Annotated in this window: 25 protein-coding genes; 4 read left to right on the top strand and 21 right to left on the bottom strand. The window is 71.5% G+C overall.

Annotation, left to right across the window (positions count from 1 at the left end; translation table 11 throughout):
* Positions 1 to 13: 13 nt before the first annotated feature.
* From ACY3FI_RS08945 to ACY3FI_RS08955, 3 genes are all read right to left on the bottom strand, one after another.
* Positions 14 to 196: a hypothetical protein gene (locus ACY3FI_RS08945; RefSeq protein WP_462547181.1), complete on the bottom strand. Its 183-nt coding sequence runs from the start codon at positions 194 to 196 to the stop codon at positions 14 to 16.
* A gap of 126 nt (positions 197 to 322) precedes the next feature.
* Positions 323 to 952, bottom strand: coding sequence for a 30S ribosomal protein S4 (gene rpsD, locus ACY3FI_RS08950; RefSeq protein ID WP_066654559.1), 630 nt, complete (start codon positions 950 to 952; stop codon positions 323 to 325).
* A gap of 246 nt (positions 953 to 1,198) precedes the next feature.
* Complete coding sequence (locus ACY3FI_RS08955; RefSeq protein WP_462547182.1) at positions 1,199 to 2,602, bottom strand: replication-associated recombination protein A; 1,404 nt, start codon at positions 2,600 to 2,602, stop codon at positions 1,199 to 1,201.
* A gap of 107 nt (positions 2,603 to 2,709) precedes the next feature.
* On the opposite strand from ACY3FI_RS08955, the gene ACY3FI_RS08960 reads away from it, so the two are divergent.
* Both ACY3FI_RS08960 and ACY3FI_RS08965 read left to right on the top strand, forming a co-directional pair.
* On the top strand, positions 2,710 to 3,525 hold the full coding sequence (locus ACY3FI_RS08960; protein WP_462547183.1) for a peptidylprolyl isomerase: 816 nt from the start codon (positions 2,710 to 2,712) through the stop codon (positions 3,523 to 3,525).
* Between the two features lie 112 nt (positions 3,526 to 3,637).
* Entirely contained in the window at positions 3,638 to 4,870 is a 1,233-nt protein-coding gene (locus ACY3FI_RS08965; protein ID WP_462547184.1) for a DUF349 domain-containing protein, read from the top strand.
* A gap of 134 nt (positions 4,871 to 5,004) precedes the next feature.
* On the opposite strand, the gene ACY3FI_RS08970 is transcribed toward ACY3FI_RS08965, so the two are convergent.
* The 5 genes from ACY3FI_RS08970 to ACY3FI_RS08990 are packed head-to-tail and all read right to left on the bottom strand — an operon-like array spanning position 5,005 to position 8,270.
* Positions 5,005 to 5,967: a bifunctional riboflavin kinase/FAD synthetase gene (locus tag ACY3FI_RS08970; RefSeq protein ID WP_462547185.1), complete on the bottom strand. Its 963-nt coding sequence runs from the start codon at positions 5,965 to 5,967 to the stop codon at positions 5,005 to 5,007.
* A gap of 2 nt (positions 5,968 to 5,969) precedes the next feature.
* A complete protein-coding gene (locus tag ACY3FI_RS08975) occupies positions 5,970 to 6,419 on the bottom strand; it encodes a hypothetical protein (protein WP_462547186.1) in 450 nt (149 codons plus the stop codon).
* Positions 6,420 to 6,460: 41 nt separating this feature from the next.
* Positions 6,461 to 6,826 (bottom strand): hypothetical protein, encoded by a 366-nt coding sequence (locus tag ACY3FI_RS08980; protein ID WP_462547187.1) that lies wholly within the window; start codon positions 6,824 to 6,826, stop codon positions 6,461 to 6,463.
* Entirely contained in the window at positions 6,823 to 7,767 is a 945-nt protein-coding gene (gene truB, locus ACY3FI_RS08985) for a tRNA pseudouridine(55) synthase TruB (RefSeq protein WP_462547188.1), read from the bottom strand. Before truB ends, ACY3FI_RS08980 begins: the two co-directional genes overlap by 4 nt.
* A 56-nt stretch (positions 7,768 to 7,823) precedes the next feature.
* Entirely contained in the window at positions 7,824 to 8,270 is a 447-nt protein-coding gene (locus ACY3FI_RS08990) for a hypothetical protein (protein ID WP_462547189.1), read from the bottom strand.
* 70 nt (positions 8,271 to 8,340) lie between these two features.
* Here ACY3FI_RS08990 and ACY3FI_RS08995 point away from each other — a divergent pair, with 70 nt between their 5' ends.
* Positions 8,341 to 9,222 carry an iron-sulfur binding domain-containing protein gene (locus ACY3FI_RS08995; RefSeq protein WP_462550336.1) on the top strand — a complete coding sequence of 294 codons (882 nt, stop codon included), beginning with the start codon at positions 8,341 to 8,343 and terminating at the stop codon, positions 9,220 to 9,222.
* A 3-nt stretch (positions 9,223 to 9,225) separates the two neighbouring features.
* Here ACY3FI_RS08995 and rbfA read toward each other — a convergent pair whose 3' ends face one another.
* The 12 genes from rbfA to ACY3FI_RS09055 all read right to left on the bottom strand — a co-directional run bounded on the left by rbfA (position 9,226) and on the right by ACY3FI_RS09055 (position 23,401).
* Entirely contained in the window at positions 9,226 to 9,660 is a 435-nt protein-coding gene (gene rbfA, locus ACY3FI_RS09000; RefSeq protein ID WP_462547190.1) for a 30S ribosome-binding factor RbfA, read from the bottom strand.
* Between the two features lie 90 nt (positions 9,661 to 9,750).
* A complete protein-coding gene (gene infB / locus ACY3FI_RS09005; RefSeq protein WP_462547191.1) occupies positions 9,751 to 12,588 on the bottom strand; it encodes a translation initiation factor IF-2 in 2,838 nt (945 codons plus the stop codon).
* Positions 12,589 to 12,663: 75 nt separating this feature from the next.
* The gene (locus ACY3FI_RS09010; RefSeq protein WP_462547192.1) at positions 12,664 to 12,990 is read right to left on the bottom strand and encodes a YlxR family protein; all 327 of its coding nucleotides are present in this window, start codon (positions 12,988 to 12,990) and stop codon (positions 12,664 to 12,666) included.
* Positions 12,991 to 13,077: 87 nt separating this feature from the next.
* Entirely contained in the window at positions 13,078 to 14,073 is a 996-nt protein-coding gene (gene nusA / locus ACY3FI_RS09015) for a transcription termination factor NusA (RefSeq protein ID WP_462547193.1), read from the bottom strand.
* Positions 14,074 to 14,208: 135 nt separating this feature from the next.
* Complete coding sequence (locus tag ACY3FI_RS09020; RefSeq protein ID WP_462547194.1) at positions 14,209 to 15,963, bottom strand: proline--tRNA ligase; 1,755 nt, start codon at positions 15,961 to 15,963, stop codon at positions 14,209 to 14,211.
* A gap of 95 nt (positions 15,964 to 16,058) precedes the next feature.
* Positions 16,059 to 17,192, bottom strand: coding sequence for a flavodoxin-dependent (E)-4-hydroxy-3-methylbut-2-enyl-diphosphate synthase (ispG, locus tag ACY3FI_RS09025; RefSeq protein WP_462550337.1), 1,134 nt, complete (start codon positions 17,190 to 17,192; stop codon positions 16,059 to 16,061).
* A 50-nt stretch (positions 17,193 to 17,242) separates the two neighbouring features.
* The gene (locus tag ACY3FI_RS09030) at positions 17,243 to 17,818 is read right to left on the bottom strand and encodes a cysteine hydrolase family protein (RefSeq protein WP_462547195.1); all 576 of its coding nucleotides are present in this window, start codon (positions 17,816 to 17,818) and stop codon (positions 17,243 to 17,245) included.
* Positions 17,815 to 19,365 carry a purine-cytosine permease family protein gene (locus ACY3FI_RS09035; RefSeq protein WP_462547196.1) on the bottom strand — a complete coding sequence of 517 codons (1,551 nt, stop codon included), beginning with the start codon at positions 19,363 to 19,365 and terminating at the stop codon, positions 17,815 to 17,817. The genes ACY3FI_RS09030 and ACY3FI_RS09035 overlap by 4 nt, the downstream gene beginning before the upstream one ends.
* Before the next feature lie 15 nt (positions 19,366 to 19,380).
* Entirely contained in the window at positions 19,381 to 20,715 is a 1,335-nt protein-coding gene (locus ACY3FI_RS09040) for a M50 family metallopeptidase (RefSeq protein ID WP_462547197.1), read from the bottom strand.
* Between the two features lie 127 nt (positions 20,716 to 20,842).
* Positions 20,843 to 21,943 carry a 1-deoxy-D-xylulose-5-phosphate reductoisomerase gene (locus tag ACY3FI_RS09045; protein WP_462547198.1) on the bottom strand — a complete coding sequence of 367 codons (1,101 nt, stop codon included), beginning with the start codon at positions 21,941 to 21,943 and terminating at the stop codon, positions 20,843 to 20,845.
* Positions 21,944 to 21,946: 3 nt separating this feature from the next.
* Positions 21,947 to 22,918 carry an FKBP-type peptidyl-prolyl cis-trans isomerase gene (locus ACY3FI_RS09050; protein WP_462547199.1) on the bottom strand — a complete coding sequence of 324 codons (972 nt, stop codon included), beginning with the start codon at positions 22,916 to 22,918 and terminating at the stop codon, positions 21,947 to 21,949.
* A 6-nt stretch (positions 22,919 to 22,924) separates the two neighbouring features.
* A complete protein-coding gene (locus ACY3FI_RS09055) occupies positions 22,925 to 23,401 on the bottom strand; it encodes an OsmC family protein (RefSeq protein WP_462547200.1) in 477 nt (158 codons plus the stop codon).
* A gap of 86 nt (positions 23,402 to 23,487) precedes the next feature.
* Between ACY3FI_RS09055 and ACY3FI_RS09060 the strand changes: the two genes are divergently transcribed.
* A complete protein-coding gene (locus ACY3FI_RS09060; RefSeq protein ID WP_462547201.1) occupies positions 23,488 to 24,480 on the top strand; it encodes an asparaginase in 993 nt (330 codons plus the stop codon).
* Between the two features lie 70 nt (positions 24,481 to 24,550).
* On the opposite strand, the gene ACY3FI_RS09065 is transcribed toward ACY3FI_RS09060, so the two are convergent.
* Positions 24,551 to 25,288: a hypothetical protein gene (locus tag ACY3FI_RS09065; protein WP_462547202.1), complete on the bottom strand. Its 738-nt coding sequence runs from the start codon at positions 25,286 to 25,288 to the stop codon at positions 24,551 to 24,553.
* Positions 25,289 to 25,350: the final 62 nt, after the last annotated feature.

The following is a 25,350-nucleotide window of genomic DNA, read 5'->3' on the forward strand; positions in this document are numbered from 1 at the left end:
GGTCCGACCGACGTCAGGCGTCGGTGCGGAGCTCGGCCTCGCGGGAGCGGTAACCGTCGGCGACGGCACCGGTGAAGGCCTTCGTGCGGGCGTCCACGTCGGCGAAGAAGCGTGCTCCGCCGGGGGTGTCTGCGACCCGGTGCGCCACGGCGAACCCGATGACGACGCCGACGGCGACGAAGAACAGCTGCTTCACGGTGCCCCTCCCTCTGCGCACGCGAGCGGTGCGTGCCGGGACGATCTTACCGACGGCGCTGGGCGGGAACGCCGAACGGCGGGCCGTCCCTGAGAGGACGACCCGCCGTTCGTGGTGATCGCTGGATCAGCGAGCTGCGTAGTACTCGACGACGAGCTGCACTTCACAGGTCACGGGGACCTCGGCGCGCTTCGGGCGACGGACCAGGCGGGCCTGGAGCTTCTCGATCTCGACCTCGAGGTAGCCCGGGACCTTCGGCAGCACCTCGAGGTGACCACCGGCGGCGGCGACCTGGAGGGGCTCGAGCGACTCGGAGCGCTGCTTGACGTGGATCATCTGGCCCTCCTTGACGCGGAAGGAGGGGCGGTCGACGAGCTTGCCGTCGACGAGGATGTGGCGGTGCACGATCAGCTGACGCGCCTGCGCCGTGGTGCGGGCGAAGCCGGCACGGAGCACGAGGGCGTCGAGGCGCTGCTCGAGGAGCTCGACCAGGTTCTCACCGGTCAGGCCCTTCGTCTTGCGGGCCTCTTCGAAGACGATGCGGAGCTGCTTCTCGCGGATGCCGTACTGGGCGCGCAGACGCTGCTTCTCACGGAGGCGGACGGCGTAGTCGCTGTCCGCGCGACGGCGGGTGCGGCCGTGCTCACCGGGGCCGTAGGGGCGCTTCTCGAGGTAGCGGGCCGCCTTCGGCGTCAGCGGGATGCCGAGCGCGCGCGAGAGGCGGGTCTTGCTGCGGGTGCGTGACTTGGTAGACACAGGGTCCTTTTCTCTGTCTGAACTGAATGACTCGACGGGCACCGTTCGTCCGCGGGCACGAGGCACACGGGCGGGATCGGACCCGTCGACGGGATCCAGAGGGATGAGCCTGTGGGATCGGACGGCTACAGTCCGAACCTCTGTCCCCGTCCCGCCGGAGCGGGACTCTGTCCTCGGCGCAGCCGCACGCGAGGACCAGGACGTAGGCTCGGCAATGTTAGCAGGATCCGTGGCCCGGGTGAAGCACTACTCGCCGCGTGTGATCTTCCGGAGTCGCTCGAGCCGCGGCCCGACCTCGCGCTCGTACCCGTTGCCGGTCGGCGTGTAGTACTCGGTGCCCTCGAGGGCGTCCGGCAGGTACTGCTGCTGGGCGACCCCGTGCTCGGCGTCGTGCGAGTAGACGTAGCCCTTGCCGTGCCCGAGCCGCTTCGCCCCCGGGTAGTGCGCGTCACGCAGGTGCATCGGCACGACGCCCATCCGCCCGGCCTTGACGTCCGCCATCGCCGCGTTCACGCCGTTGTACGCCGCGTTCGACTTCGGCGCCGTGGCGAGGTAGACGACGGCCTCGGCCAGCGGGATGCGCCCCTCCGGCATGCCGATGAGCTGCACGGCCTGTGCCGCCGCGACCGCGATCGGCAGTGCCTGCGGATCGGCCATGCCGATGTCCTCGGACGCGGAGATGATGACGCGTCGTGCGATGAAGCGAGGGTCCTCACCGGCCTCGATCATGCGCGCCAGGTAGTGCAGCGCGGCGTCGACGTCGCTCCCCCGCACGGACTTGATGAAGGCACTGATGACGTCGTAGTGCTCGTCGCCCTGCCGGTCGTACCGGAGCAGGGCCCGGTCGACGGCCGCGGCGACGACGTCGGCGTCGACGAGCGGGACGGTGTCGACGCCGTCCAGCGGCGCGTCCTCGTCGGCGGCGTCGTCGCCCCGGGCGGCGATGGCGGAGGCGGCAGCCGCCTCGAGCGCGGTGAGGGCGCGACGTGCATCGCCCGAGGACAGCCGGACGATGGCGGAGCGGGCGTCGTCGCCGAGCACGACCGAGCCGCCGAGCCCGCGCGGGTCCTCGACCGCACGGTCGACGAGCATGCCGAGGTCCTCGTCGGTGAGGGGCTTGAGCGTCAGGAGGAGGGAGCGGGACAGCAGCGGCGAGATGACCGAGAACGAGGGGTTCTCGGTGGTCGCTGCGATGAGGATCACCCAGCCGTTCTCGACACCGGGGAGCAGGGCGTCCTGCTGCGCCTTGCTGAAGCGGTGGATCTCGTCGAGGAACAGGACGGTGGTGGAGCCGTAGAGGTCGCGGTGCGTGAGCGCCTTCTCCATGACCTCGCGCACGTCCTTGACGCCCGCCGTCACCGCGGAGAGCTCGACGAACTCGCGGCCGGACTGGCGGGCGATGGCCTGCGCGAGGGTGGTCTTGCCGGTGCCGGGCGGACCCCAGAGGATGACCGAGACCCCGCCCGGGTTCTCGCGTGTGCCGGTGGCGAGCTGCACGAGCGGGCTGCCCCGGCCGAGCAGGTGCTGCTGACCGGCGACCTCGTCGAGGCTGGTGGGCCGCATCCGGACCGCCAGCGGGACGGAGCCCTGCGCGAGCCCGGCGCGACCACCCGTGGTGGGTGCGCGCATGCCCGAACGGTCCGCTGCCATGCACCCAACTGTAGGCCGCTCCACCGACGTCGCCGCGCCTCCAGGCTGGACACCGCACCCCGTCGGATACGCTCGTCGCACACTCGACGAGAGGTCCGACCAGCACCGTGGCACCGAAGAACCAGGCCCGCGACAACCGCGAGGCACGTGAGCGTCTCCGTCTCTACCAGGCCCGCCAGGGCCTGCACGACCGGCAACGACGTCGGCGCGTGCGTGACAACGTGGTCGGTGTCGGCGTGCTCGTGGTGGTCGCCGCGCTGGCGACCGGCTCGCAGCTCGCGTTCGCGGGGGCCCACCGTGCAGCGGACCCGGATCCGAGCTCCACTGCGTCGCCGTCGACGAGCGCGACGCCGACCGCGGAAGCGACCGGCAACACGGGGAAGGTGCCGAGCAGGTCCATCGCCGACGGCGCGACGTGGACGGGCACGCTGACCCTGAACAAGGACGTCGACCTCGGCATCGAGCTCGACGGGGCGAAGGCGCCGCAGGCGGCCAGCGTCGAGATCCAGCTCATCCGCGACCAGTTCTACAACGGCACGACCTGCCACCGCCTCGCCGACAGCGACGGCTTCCGCTTCCTGCAGTGCGGGTCGGCGAACGGCGACGGCACCGGCGACGCCGGGTTCGAGTACGGCCCGCTCGAGAACGTGCCGAGCGACGGCGAGTACGAGGAGGGCACGATCGCGATCGCCCGCGGGTCGTCTCCGTCGTCGCAGAGCACGCAGTTCTTCATCGTCTACGGCGACACCACCCTCGACGGCTCGACGGGCGGCTACACGGTCGTCGGCAAGGTGACGAGCGGGCTCGACCGACTCGAGTCGCAGATCACCTCGAAGGGCATCGCCTCCCCCGGCTCCGACGGCACCGGGGAGCCCAAGGTGGCGACGACCATCACCGGCGCGACGATCGCGAGGGCGCAGTAGTCCACAGCGCGTCCGGTCAGACTGACCCGGGGCGCTCCCGTGCAATAGGCTGACGACCTGACCATGCCGACGGTGACGTCGGCGATGCACGACCACGATCGAGGCGAGACCTGTGGGATCTGACGAAGCAACGACCTGGGGGCGGGTCGACGAGAACGGGACGGTCTACGTCCGGTACGAGGACACCGAGCGGACCGTCGGTGAGTACCCGGACGCGACGCCGGACGAGGCACTCGCCTACTTCGCGCGGAAGTACGCCGACCTCGAGGGCCAGGTGAAGATCGCCGAGCAGCGCGTCCAGCGCGGGGCCTCGGCGAACGACGTCGCCCGGACCGTCGAGCACCTCCGCGCCCAGGTGACCGAGGCGCGGGTCGTCGGCGACCTCAAGTCGCTCGAGACCCGGGTGGACGCGCTCTCCGAGCAGGTCGGCTCGCTCACCAAGGAACAGGCGGAGCAGGCACAGCAGGCGTTGCAGGACGCGCTCGCGCACCGCACCGCCCTGGTCGAGGAGGCCGAGGCACTGGCCGCCGTCGACCCGGCGCGCGCGCAGTGGAAGCAGATCACCGCGCAGCTCGACGACGTCTTCGCCCGTTGGCAGCAGCACCAGCACGACGGCCCCCGCATCCCGAAGAACGACGCGAACGACCTCTGGAAGCGGTTCCGTGCGGCCCGCTCCACGGTCGACCAGCACCGTCGGGCCTTCTACTCGGAGCTCGACGCCCAGCACCGCGACGCCCGCACCCGCAAGCAGGAGCTCGTGCAGCGCGCCGAGGCCCTGGCGTCCCGCGGCTCCGACGCGATCCCGGCCTACCGCGAGCTCCTCGACGACTGGAAGCAGGCCGGTCGCGCCGGCAAGCGCCACGACGACGCACTCTGGGCACGGTTCAAGGCCGCCGGTGACGTGCTGTTCGAGCAGCGGCACGCCGACATGGCCGCCGAGAACGAGGAGTACGTCGGCAACCTCGAGGCGAAGCAGGCGCTCCTCACCGAGGCCGAGCCGCTGCTGCAGGCGACCGACCGGGTCTCGGCCCGCAGGACCCTGACCGGCATCCAGCGCCGCTGGGACGAGATCGGCAAGGTCCCCCGCGGTGACGTCCGTCGCATCGAGGACCGTCTCCGCGCGATCGAGGACCACGTCCGCAGCCTCGAGGACCAGCACTGGAAGGCGTCCGACCCGGAGCGCAAGGCGCGGCAGACCGGTCTCGCGAGCCAGCTCGAGGACGCCATCGGCAAGCTCGAGGCCGAGCTGACCGAGGCGCAGGCCTCCGGCGACGCCCGGAAGATCAAGGACGCGCAGGAAGCGCTCGACGCACGGCGCATCTGGCTCGACGCCCTCGGCAGCTGACCCGGGCGGTCCGGCAGCGGCGGCGACCGCTGCGGCACCGCCACCACGACGACGCCCCCCGGACCTGGTCCAGGGGGCGTCGTCGTGCACGGAGGTCGTCAGGAGCGGGCGTCGTCGTGCGCGAGGGCAGCGGGTCAGACCGGCGCGGGCAGCCCGAGCAGCAGTCGGATGTCGAGGTCGTCCTGCCGCATCTGGGTGGCGAGGTCGTCCATCGACGAGAACTTCACCATCCCCCGCACGTACGACACGAAGAGCACCGAGATGGTGTCACCGTAGAGGTCGATGTCGACGTCGAGCAGGTGCGCCTCGATCTGCTTCGCCGGCACGCCCTCGAAGGTCGGGTTGTTCCCCACCGACACGGCGGCTGGGTAGACCGTTCCCTCGTGCAGGACCCGCGCTGCGTACACGCCGTCGGCCGGGACGAAGCCCTCGCAGGACGGATCGAGGTTCGCCGTGGGGTACCCCATCGCCCGACCGCGCTGGTTACCGTGGACGACGGTGCTGCGCACCGCGTGCTCGCGACCGAGCAGTCGTGCCGCCTCGGCCACCCGGCCGACGCCGAGGAGCTCACGGATCCAGGTCGAAGAAACGCGTCGTTCGCCGTCGGGACGCACGTCGTCGATCAGGTCGACGTCGTCGATGAGCTCGACGGTGAAGCCGTGCTGCTCCCCCAGGGCGCGGAGCAGCGTCACGTCGCCCGCGCCCTTGGCGCCGAACCGGAAGTCACTGCCGACGAACACGAGCCGGGCGTGCAACGTGTCGACGAGGATCTCGGACACGAAGGCCTCGGGTGCCTTGGACTGCAGGTCCTGGTCGAACCGGAGCAGCAGCGTGGCGTCGACCCCCGCTGCGTCGAGGAGTTCCCGACGCTGCGCGGTGCTCGTCAGCGCCGGCGGGACGCGTTCGGGGTCGATGACGCTGAGCGGGTGCCGGTCGAACGTGACGACGGTCGACACGAGGCCCTGCTCACGCGCGGCGCGTTCGAGGTGCGCGATGACCGCGCGGTGGCCGACGTGCACGCCGTCGAACTTGCCGATCGTGACCGCGCTCGGGCCGAAGCCCTGCGCGACGTCGGCGACGTCGTCGTAGAACTGCACGGCTACGCCCCCTGGTCGGTCGCGGTGACGGACCGTGCGGGAGCGGCACCGGCGGCGACGCGGTGGTGCTTGCGGAGCCACCAGAGGCCGGCGATCGGCAGCACGAGCGGCGCGAAGGCGTACCCGAGGCCGTAGTACGACCAGATGGTGTCGTCTGGGAAGAGCTGGCGGTCGACGAGGGAGAGCGTGCCGATGACGAGCACGCCGGCCGTCTCGAAGCCGATGGTCACGCAGGCGACGCGGTACCAGGCACGGCCGGGGACGATCAGCGCGATCATCGCGACGATGTAGACGACGGCGGCGACGGCGCTCAGCGTGTAGGCGAACGGCGCGAAGGAGAACTTCTCGATGATCTGCACCACGCTGCGACCGGTCGCCGCCAGGGCGAGGATGCCGTAGACCGCGATGAGGACGCGGCCGATGCCGGTCGCGAGGGAGGATCTGTTCGCCATTGCAGAGAGTCTACCGACGCCCGGTGACGCCAGAGGACGGGTCAGTTCAGCGTGAACCAGATCTGGTACATGCGGTAGACCATCACCGCGACGGTGAACGCGCCGGTGCCGAGGACGACCGTGCTCCAGCGTGTGCGGTCGATGAGCGCCCAGACGATCGTCGCCGGGGGCACGAGCAACACCGACACCGCGTACACGCCGAACTCGAGCGCGTTGCCCTCGGGCGGGCTGCCCACTGCCGGCAGCACGAGCGAGACGACGCCCTGTGCGAGCAGGAGCACCTCGATGAGGGCGAGCGCCCCGACGGTGTAGTCGTTCGGCTTCCAGCCGATGAACCCGACGACCACGGCGAACAGCCCCACGAAGACGGCGAGGACCAGCTGCACCCACATGAACCACTCGATCACGAGCGCGCCCCCGTCTCGGCGGTCGGGAAGTTCGTGATCACCCGGAGCTGACCGCGTCGCACCGAGACGAGCCCGACCAACCGGTCGTCCGCGGCCGCGACGGCGGCGACGGGCCCGTCGGTGTCGGGGTGGTCGGCGGCGACGCGTTTGCCGTCCGAGAGGTCCTTCGCCGCGGCCGCATCGAGCGGGACCGACGGGAACAGCCGTCGGGCGACGTCCGCCGGTCGGAGCAGCGCCGCCCGGACGTCGACCGTGTCGTCCTCGAGGTCGATCGCATCGGCGACGTCGAAGGGGCCGACGTCGGTCCGGCGGAGCGCGGTGAGGTGCGCGCCGGTGCCCAGCGCGGCGCCGACGTCACGCGCGAGGGCACGGACGTAGGTGCCGGAGGAGCACGTCACGACGACGTCGAGGTCGACCACGGCGACGTCCGTGCCGTCGACCCCGACCGTGCGGTCGTTGCGGCCGGTGACGTCGAAGCGGGACACGGTCACCGTGCGGGACTTCAGGACGACCTCCTCGCCCTTGCGTGCGAGGTCGTAGGCGCGACGACCGTCGACCTTGATCGCGCTGACCGTCGAGGGCACCTGGTCGATCGTGCCGCGCTGTGCGGCGACGGCGGTCTCGACGGCGGCGTCGGACACGTCCGCTCCACCGGTCCCCGTCGCGGCGGTCGGTGTGCCGTCGGCGTCGTCGGAGTCGGTGGAGACCCCGAGACGGATGGTCGCGGTGTACGTCTTGCCGAGCCCGACGAGGTGTGTGAGCAGTCGCGTGGACGGGCCGACGCCGAGGAGCAGCAGCCCCGTCGCCATGGGATCGAGCGTACCGGCGTGCCCGACCTTCTTCAGGCCGAGGCGACGACGGGCGATCGAGACGACCCGGTGGCTGGAGATGCCCTGCGGCTTGTCGACGAGGAGGATGCCGTCGGGCGCGGTTTCGAGCACCAGAGGAGGCTACCAGCGCTCACCGTGGTCGGCGGGCACGAGTCGGCGGGCACGGGTCAGCAGGCGTCGTTCCACTCCCGGCGGGGGTGGTCGGGGTCGGTCACGTCCAGGATCGCCGACGCCGCGATCTTGACGTCAGCACGGCGCTCGAGCCGCCCGGCGTCCTGCTCCACCCACAGCGACCAGCGCCACAGGCCACGCGCTCCCGGCGCGAGGGTGCCGTGGCCGTGCACGACGAGCACGCCGTCGCCCGCCCCGGTCGTGCGGAACGGCGTCACGAGCCCGGAACGCAGCTCGTCCGCGTCCGCCGAGGGCGCTGCCGCGGCCATCGCCGAGACGCCGTGCTGTTCGAAGCCGGAGACCAGGCCCTGCGCGACGCGCTCGAGGTCGACGCCGTCCTGCCCGTCGACGCCCACGACCGTGCGGTTCGTCCCGACCTGGGCGATCACCTCCTGCGCGATCGCAGCCATCGTGTCGGTCTCCTGGGGTGCCCACCGTGTCATGCACCCACCGTAGGCTGTCGTGGTGAACGCGAGCGGAGCCTCCCGACCGTCTGTGGAGAACCCGACGGACGTGCGCCGTCCCGACATCGCGACCCCGCTGGTGGCCTGGTTCCGTTGCGAGGCACGCGACCTGCCGTGGCGCCGCCCCGGCTTCCCCGCCTGGGGCACGCTCGTCAGCGAGATCATGCTGCAGCAGACGCAGGTCGCGCGGGTGGTCCCCCGTCTGGAGGCATGGCTCACCCGGTGGCCGACCCCCGCGGACCTCGCCGCCTCGCCCCCGGCCGAGGCGGTGCGTGCCTGGGACCGGCTCGGCTACCCGAGACGCGCGCTCGCGCTGCACGCGGCGGCGACGGCCATCGCCGAGCAGCACGACAACGTCGTGCCGCGCGACGTCGACGCGCTGCTCGCCCTGCCCGGCATCGGCGACTACACGGCCCGGGCCGTCGCGGTGTTCGCGTACGGCGACCGCCACCCGGTCGTCGACGTCAACGTCCGCCGGGTCCTGGCGCGCGCGCTCCTCGGGCAGGGCGAGCCGGGACCGGCGAAGGCGAAGCAGGACCTCCCCCTGATGGAGTCCGTGCTCCCCGCGGACCGGACCGACGCCGCGGCGACGAACGCCGCGGTGATGGAGCTCGGCGCGCTCGTCTGCGTCGCGCGGGCACCGGCGTGCGACGCCTGCCCGATCGCGGACCGCTGCGCGTGGCGCGCCGCCGGGTACCCCGAGCACGACGGACCGCGTGCGCCGAAGCAGGCGCGGTTCGCGGGAAGCGACCGGCAGGTGCGCGGCCTGATCATGGCCGAGCTGCGGTCGAGCGACGTGCCGGTGCTGCAGAGCGAGATCGACCTCGTCTGGCCGGACGACGCACAGCGGGAGCGTGCCCTCGCCTCGCTCCTCCGCGACGGACTGGCCGTCGGCGACGAGGCGGGCGGGTACACGCTCCCGACCGCGTGACGACTACTCCTCGTCGTCCTCGTCGTCGTGCTTGTACGGGTCGGCCTCGCCCGCGTACTGGGCGCCGGCCGAGGCCGCACGCACCTGCGCGTCACGGACCTGCGCCTGGGCGAGCAGGTCCTCCATGTGGGCGGAGGTCTCCGGCAGGGCGTCGGCGATGAACTCGAGCGACGGGGTGAGCCGCGCCGTGATGTTCTTGCCGACCTCGCTGCGGAGCATGCCGGTCGCGGCCTTGAGCGCCGCAGCCGAGTCAGCGCGCTCCTCGTCGGAGCCGTAGACGGTGTAGAACACCGACGCGTGCTGCAGGTCGCCCGTGACACGGACGTCGGTGATCGTCACGAAGCCGAGACGGGGGTCGCGCAGACCCTTGTCGAGTCGACGGGCGACGACTTCCTTGATGCGGTCCGCCATCTTGCGCGCGCGCTGCGGATCGGCCATTGAGTGCCTCCTGGGGCAGGGGTTCTTCTGGTGGAACGGGACGGACCCCGCCCCTCCCGAGGGAGGAGCGGGGTCCAGACTAGCCGGGCGTCAGTCGCGCGGCTTCTCGACGAGCTCGGTGGTCTCGATCTCGTCACCGATCTGGATGTCGTTGTACTTGCCCAGACCGATACCGGCCTCGAAGTCCGTGCGGACCTCGGTGACGTCGTCCTTGAAGCGACGCAGCGACTCGATCGCCAGGCCGTCGGCGAGCACGACACCGTCACGGATGACGCGCGCCTTGGCGTTGCGCGTGATCGTGCCGGAGCGGACGATGACACCCGCGATGTTGCCGAACTTGGAGGATCGGAACACCTCGCGGATCTCGGCGACACCCGACTGGACCTCTTCGTACTCGGGCTTGAGCATGCCCTTGAGGGACTGCTCGATGTCCTCGAGTGCGTTGTAGATGACCGAGTAGAAGCGCACGTCGATGCCTTCGCGCGCCGCACGCTCACGGGCCTTGACGTCCGGACGGACGTTGAAGCCGATGACGATGGCGTTGTCGATCGTGGCCAGGTCGATGTCCGACTCCGTGATCGCACCCACACCGCGGTGCAGGATGCGGAGCTGGACGCTGTCGTCGACCTCGATGTCCAGGAGCGACTGCTCGAGTGCCTCGACGGCACCGGAGACGTCACCCTTGATGATGAGGTTGAGCGAGTCGACCTTGCCCTCTTCGAGCGCACGGGTGAAGTCCTCGAGCGAGATGCGCTTGCGGGCCTTGGCCAGCTGGGCGTTGCGCTCGGCGGCTTCACGCTTCTCGGCGATCTGACGGGCCGTACGGTCCTCCTCGGTGACGAGGAACGTGTCACCGGCGCGCGGCACCGACGACAGACCCTGCACCTGGACCGGACGGCTGGGCGTCGCCGCCTTGACCGCGACACCGTTCTCGTCCGTCATCGCACGGACGCGGCCGTAGGCCGTCCCCGCGACGATCGCGTCGCCGACGTGCAGCGTGCCGGACTGGATGAGCACGGTCGCGACCGCACCACGACCCTTGTCGAGTCGCGCTTCGATCGCCACGCCGCGGGCGTCCTTGTCGGGGTTCGCACGCAGGTCGAGCCCGGCGTCCGCCGTCAGCAGCACGGCGTCCAGGAGGTCCTGGATACCGATGTTCTGACGAGCCGACACGTCGACGAACATGACGTCGCCGCCGTACTCCTCGGCCACCAGGTTGTACTCGGTGAGCTGCTGGCGGACCTTGGCGGGGTTCGCGCCTTCCTTGTCGATCTTGTTCACCGCGACCACGATCGGCACACCGGCCGACTGGGCGTGGTTCAGCGCCTCGATCGTCTGGGGCATGATGCCGTCGTCCGCCGCGACCACGAGGATCGCGATGTCCGTCACCTGGGCACCACGGGCACGCATGGCGGTGAACGCCTCGTGACCCGGGGTGTCGATGAAGGTGATCGGGCGGTCGATGCCCTCGTGCTGCGCGACGATCTGGTACGCACCGATGTGCTGGGTGATGCCACCGGCCTCGCCCTCGACGACCTTCGAGTTGCGGATCGCGTCGAGGAGGCGGGTCTTGCCGTGGTCGACGTGACCCATGACGGTGACCACCGGGGGCCGCTGCTGCAGCACCGAGTCGTCCTCGTCCTCGAGCTCGGCATCGAGGTCGATGTCGAAGCCCTCGAGGAGCTCACGGTCCTCGTCCTCCGGCGAGACGATCTGGATCTTGTAGCCCAGCTCCTCGCCGAGGACCTCGAACGTGGCCTCGTCCAGCGACTCCGTCGCGGTCGCCATCTCACCGAGGTGGAACAGCACCGTCACGAGGTTGCCGGGGCTCGCGTCGATCTTGTCCGCGAAGTCCGAGATGCTCGCGCCACGACGCAGACGGACGACCGTGTTGCCGTCGCCGCGCGGGACCTGCACACCGCCGAGCGACGGCGCCTGCCGCATCTCGTACTCGGCGCGCTTCGTCCGCTTCGACTTGCGGGCACGGCTCTTGCCGCCGCCGCGACCGAACGCACCAGCGGTGCCACCACCGGGGCCACGACCGCGGCCACCGCCACCGGCGGGACGCGGGCCGCTGAAGGCCGGACGGGGGAAGCCGCCACCGGCACCCGGGGCACCGCCGGGACGACCACCGGGGCCACCACGACCGCCGCCCTGGCCCGGGCGCTGCCCGAAGCCGTTGGGTCGGTTCGCCTGACCGGGTCCACCCGGACGCGGCGCACCGGGACGCGGGACGCCCGGACGCGGCGGAGCCGGACGCGGGATCCCGTTGCCGCCACCGGCACCGCCGGCGGGGCGCTGACCCATGCCCTGGTTGGACGAGTACGGGTTGTTGCCCGGACGCGGCGGGCGCGAGCCCATGCCCTGGCTCGACGCGTAGGGGTTGTTGCCGGGACGTGCGCCCGGCTTCGGGCCACCCGGCTTCGGACCGGCAGCGGCACCCGGCTTCGGGGCGCCACCGGGCTTGACGGCGTCGCCCTTCGGCGCGGCGGACTCACCGGAGTCGCCGGTGGCCTTCTCGGCCTCGGCTGCCTTGCGAGCGGCCTCGGCCTCGGCCTGGCGCTGCGCGACGGACTTCGGGGCGGCCGGGGCCGGCACGTCGGCAGCGGGCGCTGCCTGGACCTCGGGCTCCGGCTGGGGTGCCGGTGCGGGACGCGCCGGACCCGGGCGGGGGCCGCCGGGCTTCGGGGCGCCCGACTTCGGGGCGCCGGTCTTGGCGGGCGCGCTGGGCGCCGCGCTCGCAGCGGGCTTCGCGGACGCCGAGGCGCCGTCAGCCTGCAGCGCAGCGCGGAGCTTGCGCGCGACGGGGGGTTCCACACTGGAACTCGGGCCCTTGACGAACTCGCCGAGCTCCTTGAGCTTCTCCATTGCGGTCTTGCTGTCGACACCGAGTTCGGATGCGATCTCGTGTACGCGTGGTTTTGCCACTGTTCTCCTTCACGGGTCCCACCCCGCGAAGGGGGCAGGACTCACTGGATGACGGGTCTCATTTCGAGCCGCTCATCAGTTGTCCATAAGCCGTTCAGCCTGTTCTGTCGTGTCCTGGTGTCCGCCCGACTGCTCGGCTGCGAGGCCGTGCAGGTGGTCGAGCACTGCGGACGTGTCGGGTTCGCGATCCAGCCGGAGCGCCCGGCGGAAGGCCCGGCGCTTGACGGCCAGTTCGTAGGCATCGACCGTCGGGGTGAGCCACGCTCCCCTGCCCGGCATGACTGCCTTCGGATCCGCCACGACACGGCCATCGCTCAGGGCGACGACACGGAGGAGGGAGGACCGGGGAGCACGGCGACGACTGCCGATGCACGTTCTGACGGGAACCACCTTACTCCTCACCTCCGACGACCGCGATCCGGCGCGCCCGTTCCGGCCACGCCACGGGCGAAAACATGCCGGGCGACGACGATCGCCCGGCTGCGACCACTACTCGTCGCCGTCGAGGATCGAGTCCGGCTGGATGTCGATGCGCGCCCCGGTCAGCTTCGCGGCGAGGCGGGCGTTCTGCCCCTCCTTGCCGATCGCGAGCGAGAGCTGGTAGTCCGGCACGAGTGCGCGGACGGCCTTCGTCGAGGCGTCGAGCACGAACGCGCTCGTCACCTTCGCGGGCGACAGCGCGCTCGCGACGAACGAGGCCAGGTCCGGCGACCAGTCGACGATGTCGACCTTCTCGGCGCCGAGCTCCGTCGTGACGGCCCGGACGCGCGCGCCCAGCTCGCCGATGCAGGCACCCTTGGCGTTCACGCCCGGCTCGTTGGCCTTCACCGCGAGCTTCGTGCGGTGCCCGGCCTCGCGGGCGATCGAGGTGATCTCGACGACGCCGGACGCGATCTCCGGGACCTCGAGCGCGAAGAGCTTCCGGACCAGGCCCGGATGCGTGCGCGAGACGGTGATCTGCGGGCCCTTGGCCCCGCGACCGACGCTCGTGACGTAGACGCGGATGCGGTTGCCGTGCTTGTACTCCTCGCCCGGCACCTGCTCCTCGGGCGGGAGGATCGCCTCGACGGCACCGAGGTCGACGTGCACCATCTTCGGGTTCGGACCCTGCTGGATCACGCCCGCGACGATGTCGCCCTCCTTGCCGCGGAACTGGCCGAGGATCTTGTCGTCGCCGATGTCGCGCAGGCGCTGGTTGATGACCTGCTTCGCGGCGAAGGCGGCGATGCGGCCGAAGTCGCTGGGCTGGTCGACGGACTCCCCCACGACGTTGTCGTCATCGTCGCGCTCCGGCACGTACACGGAGACCTCGCCCGACTTGCGGTCGAGCTCCACGCGCGCCTGCGGGTCGACGTGCTCCTCGTTCTCCGCGCGGTGCTTCTGGTACGCGGTCAGGATGGCCTGTTCGATGATCTGGACGAGTTCGTCGAACGGGATCTCCCGCTCGCGCTCCATGAGTCGCAGGACTGCGAGATCGATCTTCACCGAGGTGCCTCCGTATTCAGCTGAGTCGCTCCCGCGGATGGATCTGCGCGGAAGTCGGCGACCAGCGTACCCCAGAACGGACGGGAGGCACGTGGCGGGTCCGCCACGTGCCTCCCGTCCGGAAGAGGGTCGCGATCAGATCGCGCGGACCGCCTCGAGCAGCTCGGCGACCGGCACGTCGCGCCGCTCACCCGAGCGGCGGTCCCACAGCTCGACGATGCCGTCCGCGGCGTTCCGTCCGGCGACGACCACCACGGGCACACCGAGCAGCTCGGCGTCGCGCAGCTTCACGCCCGGCGAGACCTTCGGCCGGTCGTCGTAGACGACGTCGTACCGCTCGCCCTCGAGCGTGTCGATGAGCGACGACGCGAGGTCGTACGCGACCTGGTCCTTGCCGGTGGCGACCACGTGCACGTCGAACGGCGCGATCTCCTTCGGCCAGGCGAGGCCCTTCTCGTCGTTGTGGGCCTCGGCGAGGATGGCCATGATGCGCGTCACGCCGATGCCGTACGAACCCATCGTGACCGTGGCGAGCTTGCCGTTCTCGTCCTGCACCTTGAGGTCGAGGGCCTCGGCGTACTTGCGGCCGAGCTGGAACACGTGCCCGATCTCCATGCCGCGCGCGGTCTCCAGCGGGCCGGAGCCGTCCGGTGCGGGGTCGCCCGCGCGGACGTCGGCCACGTCGGCGACGCCGTCCGCGGTGAAGTCACGGCCCGCCACCAGACCGGAGACGTGCACGCCGCGCTCGTTCGCGCCGGTGACCCAGGCGGTGCCGTCGACGATCCGGGGGTCGACGAGGTAGCGGATGCCCGACGCGCTCTCCGCGCCGAGGACCTGCGGGCCGATGTAGCCCTTCACGAACACACCGGGGTGCTGCTTGAAGTCGTCGTCGCCGGCGGCCTCGACCTCGGCGGGAGCGAAGGCGACCTCCGCACGCTTGAGGTCGACGTCGCGGTCGCCGGGCAGTCCGACGACGACGACCTCGCGGGTGCCGTCGAGGTGCGTCAGTGCGAGCACCACGTTCTTGAGCGTGTCCGCTGCGGTCCACGCACGGTCGTCACGTGGGGCGGCCTCGTTCGCGTGGGCGACCAGCGTGTCAATGGTGGGGGTGTCCGCCGCGGGCAGGCGCACGGGCTCCGGCTGTCCGTCGATCGGCAGCGCGTCGGGGGCCGGCGTGACGTACGCCTCGACGTTCGCCGCGTAGCCGCCGGCGCTGCGGACGAAGGTGTCCTCGCCGACGCCGATGGGGTGCAGGAACTCCTCGGACTTCGACCCGCCCATCGCGCCGGCATCCGCCTTGACGATGACGTACTCGAGCCCGAGGCGCGTGAAGATCCGCTCGTAGGCGTCGCGCATCACCTGGTAGCTGCGCTCGAGCCCCTCGTCGGTGAGGTCGAACGAGTACGCGTCCTTCATGGTGAACTCGCGGCCGCGCAGGAGGCCGGCGCGCGGACGGGCCTCGTCGCGGTACTTGTCCTGGATCTGGAACAGCGTGACGGGGAGGTCCTTGTACGAGCCGTACAGGTCCTTCACGAGGAGCGCGAACATCTCCTCGTGCGTCGGCGCGAGCAGGTAGTCGGCGCCCTTGCGGTCCTGCAGGCGGAACATGCCGTCGCCGTACTCGGTCCACCGGTTCGTCGCCTCGTACGGGTCACGCGGCAGGAGCGCGGGCAGCAGGACCTCCTGTGCTCCGGCGGCGACCATCTCGGCGCGGACGATGTCCTCGATCTTCCGGCGGACGCGGAGGCCGAGCGGCAGCCACGCGAAGATCCCCGGGGACTGGCGACGGACGTACCCGGCGCGGACGAGCAGCTTGTGGCTCGTCACCTCGGCGTCGGAGGGGTCGTCGCGGAGCGTGCGGAGGAAGAGATGGGAGAGCCGTGTGACCACGGACGCAAGCCTAGCGGCGGTGGTCACGCGGCGACGACGAACGGGAGGCACGTGGCGGGACCGCCACGTGCCTGGCGTCCGGCAGGGGTCGGCCCCTAGGCCGTCGTGACGACCTGCGGGGAGCCGGTCGCGGCATCCGGGCCCATCTGGTCGGCGATCCGGTTCGCCTCGGCGATGAGGGTCTGCACGATCTCGTGCTCCGGGACGGTCTTGACGACCTCGCCCTTGACGAAGATCTGGCCCTTGCCGTTGCCGGACGCGACACCGAGGTCGGCCTCGCGGGCCTCACCGGGGCCGTTCACGACGCAGCCCATGACGGCGACGCGCAACGGGACGGTCATGCCCTCGAGCCCCTTCGTGACGTCGTTCGCGAGCTGGTAGACGTCGACCTGCGCCCGGCCGCAGCTCGGGCACGAGACGATCTCGAGCTTGCGCTCGCGGAGGTTCAGCGACTGCAGGATCTGCAGGCCGACCTTCACCTCTTGTGCCGGCGGCGCGGAGAGGGAGACGCGGATGGTGTCGCCGATGCCCTCGGCGAGCAGGATGCCGAACGCGGTCGCGCTCTTGATGGTGCCCTGGAACTCCGGGCCCGCCTCGGTCACGCCGAGGTGCAGCGGCCAGTCCCCCGCCGCGGCGAGCTGCCGGTAGGCCTTGACCATGACGATCGGGTCGTTGTGCTTGACCGAGATCTTGAAGTCGTGGAAGTCGTGCTCCTCGAACAGCGACGCCTCCCAGACGGCCGACTCGACGAGCGCCTCCGGCGTGGCCTTGCCGTACTTCTGCAGCAGGCTCGGCTCGAGCGACCCGGCGTTGACACCGATGCGCAGGCTCACGCCGGCGTCCTTCGCGGCCTTGGCGATCGCACCCACCTGGTCGTCGAACTTCCGGATGTTGCCCGGGTTCACGCGGACGGCGGCACACCCGGCGTCGATGGCCTGGAAGACGTACTTCGGCTGGAAGTGGATGTCGGCGATGACCGGGATCTGCGACTTCTTCGCGATGATCGGCAGCGCGTCGGCGTCGTCCTGGCTCGGCACGGCCACGCGCACGATGTCGCAGCCGGAGGCGGTGAGCTCGGCGATCTGCTGGAGGGTCGCGTTGATGTTCGTGGTCGGCGTCGTGGTCATCGACTGGACGGACACCGGAGCGTCACCGCCCACGAGGACCTTCCCCACCCGGATCTGCCGCGACCTGCGACGCGGGCTCAGGGTTTCGGGGACTTTCGGCAGACCGAGGTTCACTGCTGGCACGAGGTGCACTCTACGCGGTCGCCATGACGTCACACGGTGCTGGTCTCCAGGTCCGAGCCACGTTCCACGACCGTGATCAGCGGCGCGTACAGGCGCATCGCGTCGAGCGCTCGTCCGTGGTCGGCGTCGCTCGCACCGGCGCACGCGTCCGCGACGACCGTGACGGTCGCGCCGGCGTCGGCCGCGGCCAGCGCGGTGCTCAGCACGCAGCAGTCGGTGGAGACCCCGGCGAGCACGAGGTGCGGGTGGTCGCCGACGACGCTCCGGAGGCTCGTCCCCCACTTGCCGAAGGTCGTCTCGGTCACGACGGGGTCGCCACGATCCGCGGCCGCCGTCCGGAACGGCTCCGTCAGGTCCCAGAGCGGGTCCGTCTCGGGCGCGAGGGCGAACGGCCAGTCCCGGTAGTACGGCACCCAGGCACCCTGCGGCTCGGCGGGGGCGACGAAGCGGGTGAAGACCGTGCGGCCGGTGAACCGGGGCAGGAGCTGCTCGACCGCGTGCGCGGCGTGGTCGTAGCGCGGGGTCGACCAGGGGCTGTCGCCGGTGAAGACCTCCTGCATGTCGACGACGACGAGCCAGGCGTCGTCCGGCACAGCGACGGTCACGCCTCTCCCTTCCCGAGGGAGACGGACGGCGCGGCGGTGGCAGCCGGGTCGGCGGTCGTCGCTGCCGCGTCGGCGGACGTCGCTGCCGTGTCGGCGGGCAGCGGGATGCGCTCCTGACGCCGGACGCTCCGCCCCGCGGTGGCGAGCGTGCCGACGAAGCCGATGACGAGCGCGACGAGGACACCCAGGTTCGCGTAGGCCCACGCCCCCTCGCGGCCACCGAGACCGAGCGGCCCCAGCAGGTAGCCCTGCCAGTTCAGCCAGGCCGGCACACCAAGGGTGTTCGTGACGAGTCCCCAACCGAGCAGCGTCCCGAGCACGACCAGGCCGATCGCCGACCACCGCACGTCGCCGTAGCGCCCGCGGCGGTCGTGGAGCTCGGTCTCGGCGTAGGAGCGGCGTCGCAGGAGGACGTCGGCGACGAAGATGCCCGCCCAGGCCGCGATCGGGACGCCGAGCGTGATGAGGAACGCCTGGAACGGGGCGATGAAGCTCTGCGCGAAGAACGCGACGTAGACCGCGCCCGCCACCATGAAGACGCCGTCGACCCCGGCGGCGACCGGACGCGGGATGCGCACGCCGACGCTGAGGAGCGCCAGGCCCGACGAGTAGATGTCGAGGACGGCGCCGCCGACGAGGCCCAGGATCGCGACGATCGCGAACGGGATGAGGAACCACACCGGCAGGACCGAGGTCAACGCGCCGATCGGGTCGGCGGCGATGGCGGTGTTGAGGTCGGGCGAGGAGCCGGCGAGCAGCACTCCGACGACGACCAGGATCGCCGGCGCGAGGGCACCACCGAACGTCGTCCACCACACGACCCCACCAGTCGACGACGTCCGAGGCAGATACCGCGAGTAGTCGGCCGCTGCGTTCACCCAGCCGAGGCCGAACCCGGTCATCACGAGCACGAGCGCGCCGGTGACCTGCTGCGCGCTGCCGGAGGGCAGCGCGGTGACGGTGCCGAGGTCGATCGAGGGGGCCGCCAGGACGATGTACACGACGGTGAGCACGGCCGTGATGACGGTGATCCACGTCTGCAGCCGCATGATGACGTCGAACCCGGCCACTCCCTCGCCGATCACGAGGGCCGCGACGACGACGAGCGCGACGACCTTCGTCAGCACGCCACCGTCCCACCCGAGCTCGCGGAACACGGTCGAGGTCGCGAGCACGGCCGCTGCGGCGAGGGAGGTCTCCCAGCCGACGGTGAGCACCCAGCTGAGGAAGGACGGCACGCGGTTGCCGCGGATGCCGAACGCGGCGCGGCTCAGCACCATCGTCGGTGCCGACCCCCGCTTGCCGGCGATCGCGACGATCCCGCAGAGCAGGAAGGAGAACGCGACTCCGACGATCGAGACGACCGTCGCCTGCCAGAACGAGATGCCGAACCCGACGACGAAGGATCCGTAGGCCAGGCCGAGCACCGAGATGTTCGCGGCGAACCAGGGCCAGAAGAGCCCGCTCGGGCGCCCCTTCCGGTCCGACTCGGCGATGACGTCGAGGCCCTGCCGCTCGACCGTGCGGACCTCGGGCGCTGTGCTCATGCGCCGAGCGTAGCGCTACCCGAACAGGTTCACAGGACGGACCAGGTCCGCGTAGACGAGCAGGGCGCTCATGCCGGTCAGGAGCACCACGACGACCATCGTGAGCGGCATCGTCTTCGCGAGGTCGATCGGACCCGGGTCCGCCTTGCCGACGATCCGGAAGGCCCGACGCTTCACGGCCTCCCACAGCGCGCCCGCGATGTGCCCGCCGTCGAGCGGCAGCAGCGGCACCATGTTCAGCACGAACAGCCCGATGTTGAGCGAGGCGAGCAGCCCGAGGATCGTGTACGCCTTGTCGACCACGGGGACCCCGCTCATCGACGAGACCTCGCCGATGGCGCGGCCGACACCGACCACCGACACCGGGCTGTCCTGCGACCGTTCCTGCGAACCGAACGCCGCGTTCCACACCGCGACGAGCCGCTGCGGCAGGTCGATGATGAGGTGCGCCGACGCCGAGATCTGGGCGCCGGTCGCCGGGAGCACCGCGGCGGGCGACTGCCGGACGAGCGACTGCCCGATGCTGACACCGACCACGCCGACCTGCTGGGTCTTCGTCTGGCCGTCTGCGGTCTTGGCGACCGTGCCGTCGGCCGTGTAGACGTCGCGGGTCGCGAGCGCCGGCGTGACCTCGAGCGTCTTCCGCGCACCGCCCCGCTCCACGACGACCGAGACCGGCTCGCCGGCCGAACGCTGGAACGCCTCGGAGACCTGCGCGATGGTCGGGTCCTGTCGGCCGTCCACCGACAGCACGACGTCGCCGGAGCGGATGCCGGCCTGCTTCGCCGGCGACTCCGCGTCGCCCGGCGCGCAGGACGTGGCCTGGCTCGTCGGCAGGACGCAGTCGACGCTCGACGTGAAGGTGGTCGTCGGGGCGCCGAACCCGCAGAGCAGCACGCCGAACAGGAACACGCCGATCACGAGGTTCATCGCCGGGCCGGCGACCATCACGATGATGCGCTTCCACGGGGTCAGGCGGTAGAACGCCCGGGAGTCGTCACCGCCGGCGTCCGCGATCTGCTCGGCACTCGCCTGACGGGCGTCCTGCACGAACGCCCCGTACATGCCGGTGTTCGTGATCGCGCTCGGCTTCCCCGAGGCACGGGGCTTGAGCATGCCCACCATCGAGATGTAGCCCCCGAGCAGGATCGGGCGGATGCCGTACTCCGTCTCACCGCGACGGAAGGACCAGATCGCCTTGCCGAACCCGAGTGAGTACTGCGTGACCTTGACGCCGAAGAGCTTCGCGAAGGCGAGGTGCCCGAGTTCGTGGAGTCCGATCGAGACCAGCAGGCCGACGATGAAGACGACCACGCCGAGGACGAAGAGCAGGACGGATGCGACGGTCACCGGGAAAGGGTACGGGACCGTTGCCAGGACGGAGCCGAGCGCGCGCTGGGAGGTGATCCGCGCCTCCAGGCCGACCTGCGTCAGCAGGCTGCCACGACCCGGACGCGGCGTGGAGGCGCGGTGCCGGTCAGCGCGTCAGCGCGCGGTCCGCCGCGGCGCGGGCCCACCGCTCCGCCGCCAGCACGCCGTCCAGCGACTCCTCGCCGGGCGCGTGCTCCCCCACCACGCGCTCGACCGTGTCGACGATGTCGAGGAACCCGATCGCGCCGGCGTGGAACGCGGCGACCGCCTGCTCGTTGGCGGCGTTGAACACCGCCGGGTAGGTGCCGCCGAGCTCGCCGACGCGCTTCGCGAGCGCCACGGCACCGAACGCCTCGTCGTCGAGCGGCTCGAACGTCCACGTGCTCGCGGTCGTCCAATCGAGCGGGACGCCGACCTCGGGGACCCGGTCCGGCCACGCCAGCCCGAGCGCGATCGGCAGCCGCATGTCCGGCGGGGACGCCTGAGCGATCGTCGAGCCGTCGACGAACTCGACCATCGAGTGCACGATCGACTGCGCGTGCACCGTCACCGCGATGCGCTCGTACGGCACGTCGAAGAGCAGGTGCGCCTCGATCACCTCGAGGCCCTTGTTCACGAGCGTCGCGGAGTTCGTCGTCACGACGAGACCCATGTCCCACGTCGGGTGTGCGAGCGCCTGGGCCGGGGTCACGTCGCGCAGGCTCTCCCGGGAGCGACCGCGGAACGGGCCGCCACTCGCGGTGAGGACGAGCCGACGCACCTCGGTGTCGGCGCCCGCGCGGAGGGCCTGCGCGATCGCGGAGTGCTCGCTGTCCACCGGGACGATCTGCCCGGGTGCCGCGGCGGCCTGCACCAACGGACCGCCCACGATCAGGCTCTCCTTGTTCGCCAGCGCCAGCGACGCCCCGCTCTCGAGTGCGGCGAGCGTCGGGCCGAGGCCGACCGAGCCGGTGATGCCGTTCAGGACGACGTCGGCCTCGACCGTGCGGACGAGGCGCTCGGAGTCGGCGGCACCGAAGGCCGTGTCGCGGACGCCGTGGCGGGCGGCCTGCTCGGCGACGAGGGCGCGGTTGCTCCCGGCGGTGAGGCCGACGACCTCGAAGCGGTCCGGGTTGCGGGCGACGACGTCGAGGGCCTGGGTGCCGATGGAGCCGGTGCTGCCGAGGACGATGATGCGGCGCTTGGTGGTCGCCGCGGTCGTCGGCACGGGTCAGCCCTTGGCGAGGATGTCGACGACGAACACCAGGGTGGCGTTCTTCGGGATGCCGGAGCCCTCCGGCGGGTTCGCGCCGTAGCCGTCTTCCGGCGTCACCACGATGAGGACCTGCGAGCCGACCTTCTGCCCGACGAGCCCGGTGACGAAGCCCTTGATGAGCGATCCCTCGGAGATCGTGAACGTCGTGGGGACGCCCTTCTTCCAGGAGGAGTCGAACTCCTTGCCCGTGTCGTAGGCGACGCCCTTGTACTGCACGAGCGCGGTGTCACCCTCGACGATCGCGGCGCCGGTGCCCTGCTTGATGACCTCGGGCGTGGTCTTCGTCGGGGCGGTGACGCCCTTCGGGATCGTGATCTCCGGCTCGCCGTCCGACTTGTCGGTCACGGTCGGCAGTGCGGGGTCCTGCTGCTGGGCCTTGCCGGTGGCCTTGGTCGGCGTCTTGGCGACGATGTCCGCGAGGACCACGATCTCACCGCCGGTGTTGAAGCCGAGGGCGGACGACTGGCCGACCGCGACGACGCGGTCGCCGACGTTCGAGCATGCGAGGAGCTTGCCGAAGCCGGTCCCGCCGACGGAGAGCACCTGGGGGTTGCCCTGGTCGAAGCCCACCGTGCCGAGCTTCTTCGCGTCGGACGCCTGGTAGACGCTGTACGACACCTGGGCGTAGTCGCCGTCACCGAGCTTCGCGCCCGTGCCGTCGATCACGGTCGTCGCCTGCGGCTTCGACGCGGAGAGACCGGCGTCGAACGTCACCGTCGGCGCGGTCTTGCCGCCGAAGGCACCGGACGCCTCGACCGCATCGGACGACTTCCCCGGCTTCGGGCAGGTGGTGATCGCGGCCGCGCTGGCCGAGGCCGAGGCGCTCGGCGAGGACGAGGCTCCGCCCGACCCGGAACCGGAGCACGCGGCGAGTCCCAGCACGACGGCGGGGACGAGGGCGATCGGGAGGAGACGGAGACGCTTCACGAGGCCCTAGTCTGCCGCACGCACCTTGGTGACCGGCACGTGGTGGACGGGGAACGCCACCGAACGCACGATGAAGCACAGCTCGTTCGCCTTCGCGTGAGCGGCCTCGGCATCGGCGACCCGGTCGGCCTCGAGGATCGTCACCACCGGGTGCAGGGTCGTCTCGGTCAGTTCGCCGGTCCCGTCCGGGTGCGAGACGAGGGCGGCGACCGCGCGGTCCTCGTAGTCGACGACGGTGAAGCCCTGGGTCACCGCGACGTAGAGGTAGCTCATCATGTGGCACTGCGCGAGGGCGGCCACGACCATCTCCTCCGGGTTCCACCGGTCGCGGTCGCCGCGGAAGGTCGGGTCGGCCGATCCGGCGATCTCGTGCTTCCCGTCCGCGGACACGACGTGGTCGCGGCCGTAGTCGCGGTAGCCGCTCGTGCCGGTGCCGCGGTCGCCGGTCCAGCGGACGGAGACCTCGTAGGAGTGGTCGGTCACGTCGGGTCCTTCGGTCGTGGATGTGCCTGGATCCGTCGGCGCGCCGGGCGTCCTGTCGACCACCGGCTGCTCGCTACGATGGCGGCATGACGGTGAGCCCCGACGTCCGCACAGACCGCCATCCTCTCACCGCCGACGGGTCGGTCGAACTGGCGGTGCTCGACCGCAACGGCTTCGACGAGAGCCGGCACGTGGGTGCCGGGGTCGTCGTCTCGGCGGACGGCACCGTGCTCGACGCCGTCGGTGACGTCGGCGCGAGCATCTACCCGCGATCCACGATGAAGCCGTTCCAGGCCCTCGCCGTCCGCCGCGCCGGTGCGCGCTTCTCGGACGAGGAGCTCGTGCTCACGACGGCCAGCCACGCCGGCACCGCCGCGCACCAGGCGCTCGCGCTGCACATGCTCGAGTCCTTCGACCACGTCGAGGCCGACCTCGGTTGCCCGCCCGACCTGCCCTTCGACCGCGCCACCGCCCGGACGATGGACGGCCCCCGCCGCCTGGCGATGAACTGCTCCGGCAAGCACGCCGGCATGCTCGCCGCCTGCCGGGTGAACGGCTGGGACGAGGACACCTACCTCGAGATGGCGCACCCGATGCAGCAGCGGGTCGTGGCCACCGTCGAGGAGTTCACCCACGAGACGGTCGACGTGGTCGGCACGGACGGGTGCGGCGCCCCGGTCTTCCCCCTCACGCTGACGGGCCTCGCGCGCGGCTTCGCAGGTGTGGTCGCGCGAGCGGACACGGACTCCGCCGCCCTCGTCGACGCCGTGCTCGACCACCCGTGGGCGATCGACGGCATCGGCCGCGCGAACACCGTCACGATCGAGCGGCTCCGCGTGCTCGCGAAGTTCGGCGCCGAGGGCGTCATGGTGATGGGCCTGCCGAACGGTGCGGCCGTCGCGGTGAAGACGCTGGACGGAGCGCAGCGCGCGGGCACGCTCGCGGCGCTGACCCTGCTCGAACGGAACGGTCTCGTCGACGCGGCCGGGGTCGCGGACGTGATGGCGGCGACGGGCGAGCGGGTGCTCGGCGGCGGCGTGCCGGTCGGGTCGCTGCGAGCGGGGTCCGGCCTGCGCTGACGACGGCCACGACCGGTGGGCACGAGCGGCGGTCTCCCCGACCCGGTGCTCAGTGCTCAGCGCGCAGCGCTCAACGTTCGCGGAGCATCGGGAGGACCGGGTCGATCGGGACACAGATGCGCTCCCCCGGCAGGCTCACGGTGCAGCCGTAGCGGCTGACGTGGACCACGACGTCGGCACGGCGAGGTCGCTGTCCGTCGCCGGGCACGAGCACCGCACTCGCCCGGACGATCCCGTCCGTCCCGAGCGCGACCGCCACGGCCGTCCCTGCCGGAAGCGGAGGGACGGTGGACGGAGCGCAGACGTCGGCACCCGGCGCCTCGACGAGGTCCGGTGCGATGACCGAGCGGAGCTCGGCGCAGCCGTCGAGCGCGCCGAGTTGTGCGGCGACGGCGCGGTGGACCGCCAGAGCGAGGGCGCCGCTGCCGACGACGGCGACATGGGTACGGGCGAGCGTCGAGACGGCGACGCGCGCACCGTCGAGGGTCCGGCCGAGGTCGAGTTCGGTGCGCGCATCACCCGCGTCGGGCACGTCCGGTGGGTCGGATGGGTCGGGCGCCGGTCGCGACGGCACCGCGGCTTCGTCCCCGGTGGTCGGCGGTCCTTCCGGTGGCGGCACCACCACGACCGCGTCGGGGTCCGTCTCGAGGCGTGCGGATCGAGCCACGACGATGTCGAGCGCGGCGCAACAGGTGCCGGCTGCCAGCAGCGCGGCACGCCCGACCCCGGGCAGCGCGATGAGGGTCCCGCTCAGCACGAGGACGACCGCCGTGCCGACGAGGACCCAGCGCGCGACCGTCGTGCTCACGGAGCCAGGACACCAGCTGCCGGGACGCCGCAGACCCGGAGTCGCCGAGCCGTGGACGACCG

The organism is Curtobacterium sp. RM9 (assembly GCF_054956955.1).

What these genes read in the sequence shown, in the direction of transcription:
- ACY3FI_RS08955 (WP_462547182.1), bottom strand. Translation starts at nt 2,602, where the DNA reads ATGGCAGCGGACCGTTCGGGCATGCGCGCACCCACCACGGGTGGTCGC.
- ACY3FI_RS08975 (WP_462547186.1), bottom strand. Translation starts at nt 6,419, where the DNA reads ATGGCGAACAGATCCTCCCTCGCGACCGGCATCGGCCGCGTCCTCATC.
- ACY3FI_RS08990 (WP_462547189.1), bottom strand. Translation starts at nt 8,270, where the DNA reads ATGACACGGTGGGCACCCCAGGAGACCGACACGATGGCTGCGATCGCG.
- rbfA (WP_462547190.1), bottom strand. Translation starts at nt 9,660, where the DNA reads ATGGCCGATCCGCAGCGCGCGCGCAAGATGGCGGACCGCATCAAGGAA.
- ACY3FI_RS09035 (WP_462547196.1), bottom strand. Translation starts at nt 19,365, where the DNA reads ATGAGCACAGCGCCCGAGGTCCGCACGGTCGAGCGGCAGGGCCTCGAC.
- ACY3FI_RS09060 (WP_462547201.1), top strand. Translation starts at nt 23,488, where the DNA reads ATGACGGTGAGCCCCGACGTCCGCACAGACCGCCATCCTCTCACCGCC.